The 5,095-nt window shown below is 57.2% G+C and carries 9 protein-coding genes; all 9 read left to right on the top strand.

The window, feature by feature from the left end:
• The first annotated feature begins 175 nt into the window (after positions 1 to 175).
• The 9 genes from DNK49_RS25255 to DNK49_RS22570 all read left to right on the top strand — a co-directional run bounded on the left by DNK49_RS25255 (position 176) and on the right by DNK49_RS22570 (position 4,897).
• The gene (locus DNK49_RS25255) at positions 176 to 1,105 is read left to right on the top strand and encodes an RHS repeat-associated core domain-containing protein (protein WP_165843418.1); all 930 of its coding nucleotides are present in this window, start codon (positions 176 to 178) and stop codon (positions 1,103 to 1,105) included.
• 10 nt (positions 1,106 to 1,115) lie between these two features.
• On the top strand, positions 1,116 to 1,517 hold the full coding sequence (locus tag DNK49_RS22605; RefSeq protein ID WP_110530307.1) for a hypothetical protein: 402 nt from the start codon (positions 1,116 to 1,118) through the stop codon (positions 1,515 to 1,517).
• A 90-nt stretch (positions 1,518 to 1,607) separates the two neighbouring features.
• On the top strand, positions 1,608 to 1,826 hold the full coding sequence (locus tag DNK49_RS22600) for a hypothetical protein (protein ID WP_110530305.1): 219 nt from the start codon (positions 1,608 to 1,610) through the stop codon (positions 1,824 to 1,826).
• Between the two features lie 184 nt (positions 1,827 to 2,010).
• Entirely contained in the window at positions 2,011 to 2,517 is a 507-nt protein-coding gene (locus tag DNK49_RS25250) for an RHS repeat-associated core domain-containing protein (RefSeq protein WP_207807093.1), read from the top strand.
• An 82-nt stretch (positions 2,518 to 2,599) separates the two neighbouring features.
• On the top strand, positions 2,600 to 3,160 hold the full coding sequence (locus DNK49_RS22590) for a tetratricopeptide repeat protein (protein WP_110530303.1): 561 nt from the start codon (positions 2,600 to 2,602) through the stop codon (positions 3,158 to 3,160).
• A 208-nt stretch (positions 3,161 to 3,368) separates the two neighbouring features.
• Positions 3,369 to 3,527, top strand: coding sequence for a hypothetical protein (locus tag DNK49_RS22585; protein WP_207807092.1), 159 nt, complete (start codon positions 3,369 to 3,371; stop codon positions 3,525 to 3,527).
• A gap of 63 nt (positions 3,528 to 3,590) precedes the next feature.
• Positions 3,591 to 4,106 (top strand): RHS repeat protein, encoded by a 516-nt coding sequence (locus tag DNK49_RS22580; protein WP_110530301.1) that lies wholly within the window; start codon positions 3,591 to 3,593, stop codon positions 4,104 to 4,106.
• Positions 4,106 to 4,663 (top strand): RHS repeat-associated core domain-containing protein, encoded by a 558-nt coding sequence (locus tag DNK49_RS25245; protein WP_110530299.1) that lies wholly within the window; start codon positions 4,106 to 4,108, stop codon positions 4,661 to 4,663. The genes DNK49_RS22580 and DNK49_RS25245 overlap by 1 nt, the downstream gene beginning before the upstream one ends.
• Before the next feature lie 9 nt (positions 4,664 to 4,672).
• Positions 4,673 to 4,897, top strand: a complete 225-nt coding sequence (locus DNK49_RS22570; RefSeq protein WP_110530297.1) for a hypothetical protein — start codon at positions 4,673 to 4,675, stop codon at positions 4,895 to 4,897.
• Positions 4,898 to 5,095: the final 198 nt, after the last annotated feature.

The raw sequence follows: 5,095 nt of genomic DNA, 5'->3' as shown, positions 1-5,095 counted from the left end.
GACCGCCACCGGACTGACCTCACTTTCCACGGAGCAACGCGACCTCTTCGACGCCATCGACCTTCCCGAACCCGCCGTCAAAAAGCTGTAGTGCCAATTCTGAACGCGTGATCTACGCATAATCAGTTACTTACGAAAAAAATTGTCGAACTCGGGGGAGAGCCGGCTCATCGGAGTGAGTCACAAGAGCAGCCCTGGGCGAAGCAGTCATTTTGTGTATGACGGATTGGGTCGGCGCAGCGTGATCGAAGAGCGAGCGGGGCTCGTGACGGTGGGCGAGACGCGCTACGCGTGGTGCGGGCAGACCCTGTGTCAGGCGCGTAACGGCAGTGATGTGGAGCTTCGCCATTACTTTGAAGAGGGTGAGAACTGGCGTTTGCAGGGCAGTCGTCTGGTGTACGTCCGTGATCACCTGGGTTCAGTCCGGGGGCTTGTGCGTGCAGGGGATGGGGCGTTGATAGGGGCGTACGACTATGATCCTTATGGTCGGCTGATCAGCGTGTCGGGTTTGTATCCGGGCGAGTTCGGTTACGCGGGGATGCATCATCACGTCTCCAGTGGGTTGTGGCTGACACGGTATCGGGCGTACGATTCCCAGACAGCGCGCTGGCTCTCGAGGGATCCTATTGAGGAGGAGGGGGGCGTCAATCTATATGCCAATGTTCGTGGCAACCCGATTAGCTACACGGATCCGCTGAGACTCTCGCCCAATGGGTCAAGTGGCGGCGCAGGTAGTGGTGGGTCTCAAGGTCAGCAATGTGACGGGGATGATTGCAAACAGACCTTCCTTGACTGCATGGCGCAGTGCATTCGCGCATACGACCCGCTCAATGATGGGTCCAAGATCGGGTTGACTGCCGCAGGAGGAACGTTCCCGAAATCGTGGGCGGGTTTACCACGGGGGTTAGGAGGTGCAAGCCCCATGACCACTGTTCCAAGTGTTGCGGCTCACGCTTTGGGTGGCGGTGGTGCAGGAACTCTGGGCGGTGCGGCGCGAGGGCTTGGTCGCATGGCTTCGCCGGTGTGGATTGGATATGGCGTCTATTTTTTTGGCATGGAGGCCTATTGCGCCACCTCGTGTGCCAACAATAATTGTGCGCACTGAGAGGGCTGCCATGAGTGTGTGGATTGCTGCGATTGGCGCCATTGCACTGGCTGCCGTTGGCTTTGCATTCAGATCAAGAAAGAAGAGGCAATCTCTGTCTGCTTTGGTTCGGCGCGAAGCGCTCAGTGATAACGAGATATATCAGCACTTTTATGCAGACAGCGGACTTAGCAAGGTGGCGGTGATGGATGTTTGGCATGAGGTTGCGCGCGTTCTGTGCGTGCCTGCCGAACGCCTGCGACCCACCGACAGATTTGGCAAAGACGTTGGCGCCTACTGGATTACGAGCGAAGAGCTTGATGCCCTTGGTGTCGTGGCGCAAGAGCGCGCAAAGCGTCAAGGCTTGACCATTGACTTGGCGTCGATGGAAACCGTTGACGATTATGTGAAGCGTCTTGCGCCTCGAAACTGAAGAGCCTCCACCGTCGCGCTTTGCGCGGTAGCTGCTGATGTGAGAAGGGCCGCGCTTGCGGCCCTTCATTCAGGAAAGGAAGCCCCCTCGATGATGCAACCCACGTACCCCGCCGGCCTGTTCTCCCGCACCGGCATCCGCTACGAAGTGGCCCTGGACGTGCTCGGGTCGCTGGTCGCGCACTATGCGGAATTGCTCGACATCGAGCGCAGCCGCCCGGCGCCGGATGTTTCGATAGTGCGCCAAGCGGAAGCGATCCAGCGCCGCCTGCGCCGACCGCAGAACTCCCCTGACCCCCTTGCCGGGTAGGCTGCACTGTTCTTCCTAGGCAACGTCTCCCTGGTGCTCGAAGGCCTGGACGACGCAAATCTGGTGCTCCAGGCGAGAATTAACTTCGGCGTGGAAATCGGAGAGGGCATGATTGAGGACTACCGCCACCGGACTGCTGCACTTGCGCGCACGATGTTCTGTGCGTGCAGGGGATGGGGCGTTGATGGGGGCGTACGACGATGATCCTTATGGTCGGCAGATCAGCGTGTCGGGTTTGTATCCGCGCGAGTTCGGTTACGCGGGGATGCATCATCACGTGTCCAGTGGGTTGTGGCTGACACGGTATCGGGCGTACGATTCCCAGACAGCGCGCTGGCTCTCGAGGGATCCTATTGAGGAGGAGGGGGCGTCAATCTATACGCCTATGTGGGGGGGAACCCGGTCACCTTCGTCGATCCGCTGGGGCTCGAACCTGACCCGTTTGGCGGGTCGAGTGGATCAGGAGGATTCACGCCCGCGCCGACACCGTTCGATGTGTTTGTGCAGGGCACTGGGGCGAACAATGCGTTCGTACGGTCGGTCTACCAGGTCGCGAAGGCAATCAAGAAACTTTGTTCGTCAGAAGAAACTGATTGTGATCGTGAATGGAGAGAGGCCCGGGAAACATGCAGGGCTCTCATCTACGAACAACTACAGCAGCAAGCTGGTCGAAGGAAGAAGCGTAGCGTGACGGGCGTTACTGGCGGATTTACAGATGTTGAACAGTGTGCTCGTGGATTGGTTAGCGAGCGGTGTGGCGGAAATCTCGTACGATGACAATTGAAAACCAGGACCGTCCCAAGTCAGAGGCAGAGCTTGATCGAGTATTGAAGAAGGCGTACGGCTACGCCTGCAAGTCCGATTATCCGAAAGCGCTAGAACTCTGTGACTGGCTGATTCAAGAGAAATCCACCGAAATAGCGGGATATCGGAAGCGGGCCTTTGTCCGTGAGCACATGGGCGACATTGATGGTGCGATTAGCGATCTCCAGCATGTCGTTTTCAATAACTCAAAGGAGCCAGCGGACTTCTATGGGCTTGGGCTACTACAGTTGCAGCGAGGGCTTACAGCGCAAGCCGTTGCCTCCTTTACCGAGGCAATAGAGATCGGTAGCGAAGCCGGATTTGACTACTACACGCAAGGGGCGTTGCTTTTTAGGGCTGAGGCATATCTCAAATTATGCGATTTTGAAAACGCTATCAGCGATTGCTCCACGTTACCCGCTGGCTACAAGACTTACATGGGGGGGGCTAGTGGCATGCGAAGCAGGGAGGATATCCTTGGTGAGGCGAATGCCGCCCTGAAATTGAAGGGACGGAAGCCTCTGGGATAGACTTGGCATAACCCATAAAGCAGCACCCCATCCGCCTTTGGCGGGTAGTTGCTGAAGTGAGAAGGGCTGCTGATTGCGGCCCTTCGTTCATCCGGCAGCGGAAGCGTCCGCCGGTTTCTTCGCCGCTGCTGGGGTGCGCGACGAATCCCAGCACCGAGGCTGGGTGCGGTGATTGCGCACTGGTCGGCGCAGGCCGCCGGAGTTCGGGATGCTGCAAATCCCGTGCCGACCACCTGGCGTCATCCATGGCGAACAGCGCAAATTGCGCACCCTGCGCGAAGAGCTGGACCCGTCCGATGCGGCGCAAATTGAGGCCGTGATCGCCGAGCACGCGCCGCTGGCCCGGCGGCTTTATGCAGCCGCCTGAGCGGCAGCGCTCGCGTCCACTGACTGCGCCAATTCCTTCAACCGCCGACCACGGCCATCAGCGGTGGGCCATCCCCGCCACCCCTGCAAACTGGTCACACACTACACATACGATGCCAATCGCCGGCTCATCGAGCAGCAGGACCCGCTCGGGCGGTATCTGAGTTATGGATACAGCCGCGGCGGACGTCTGCAAGCGCTGACCGATGGCAAGGGGCAGACCACCCGGTGGTATTACGATATCCAGGGGCGGCTGACGGCCAAGGAGCTGGCAGATGGAAGTCGGACGAGCTATGCCTATGAGGCCGGAGCAGGGCGTCTGCGCACGCGCACGGACGCTCTGGGTCAGGTCCGGACGCATACATATGCGCTCGACGATCGCCTGATCGGGCTGTCGTACAGCGGTGCAGTGCATCCGACGCCGGCAGTGGGTTACACGTGGGATACCGAGTTCGCCCGGCTGGTGTCCATGACTGACAAGAGGGTGAGCACTGGCGTTTGCAGGGCAGTCGTCTGGTGTACGTCTGTGATCACCTGGGTTCAGTCCGGGGGCTTGTGCGTGCAGGGGATGGGGCGTTGATGGGGGCGCACGACTATGATCCTTATGGTCGGCTGATCAGCGTGTCGGGTTTGTATCCGCGCGAGTTCGGTTACGCGGGGATGCATCATCACGTGTCCAGTGGGTTGTGGCTGACACGGTATCGGGCGTACGATTCCCAGACAGCGCGCTGGCTCTCGAGGGATCCTATTGAGGAGGAGGGGGGCGTCAATCTATATGGGTATGTCGGTGGGAATCCGTTGAGCAGGGTTGATCCAACTGGATTAAGTTGGGTATGTCGATCAGTGGGGTTTGCTACCGTATGCACACAGGAATCTGGTGATTCGGACCCATCGTTCCCTTCTTCATCGTCACCCCTGCTTCCTCCTATTCGTGTGCCCAAATTATTTCCTGATTGGATGAAGTCAGCTCAGCAGTGTAAAGATGAAAAGGATGATGCAGATAGATGCAGCAAGCGTAAGAACTACTGCATCACGTTCTGCATGTACGAACTCAACATGCCTGGCCGAACTGATAATACAGGGCCATATAGGGCCTGTATTCGTCGCTGTATGAACGATGCGGGTTGTGATTATTAGGAGGTGAGCATGAATCGTTCTGATGCAGAAAAAATCAATACGTTGGTGTCCGAGATGTTTGATCGAGTTAATCAAGTGTTATTAGTTACTAACAACTCCGATGATCCAGAGTTTCGTAAGAGGACGCAGCAGATTTTTGGAATGTTAATTGCGGAATTGGATTTGGAAGTTCTGGAGCCGATTTACAAGCAGTTCCCTGATCTTCGTCCGATTGGGCTGGAAGAAATACAGTAGTCAAAGGTGTTGGAGTGAATAAGAAGTAGCACTCCAGCAGCTTGCTGTAATCGAAGAGTCCTGGCTCTATGCAGGGCTATCGCACCTATCTGACATAGCGGAATCCAAAATCACGTTTACGGTCATGCATTTACAAAACCCCTGTTCACAGTCGCTGATTTTGTGTAGTTTCCTCGTCTTTTGGGGCTCCCATGACGA

The sequence above is a fragment of the Parazoarcus communis SWub3 = DSM 12120 genome, from assembly GCF_003226565.1.
GTDB lineage: Bacteria > Pseudomonadota > Gammaproteobacteria > Burkholderiales > Rhodocyclaceae > Parazoarcus > Parazoarcus communis.
This window is presented reverse-complemented; position numbering and strand designations above follow the sequence as displayed.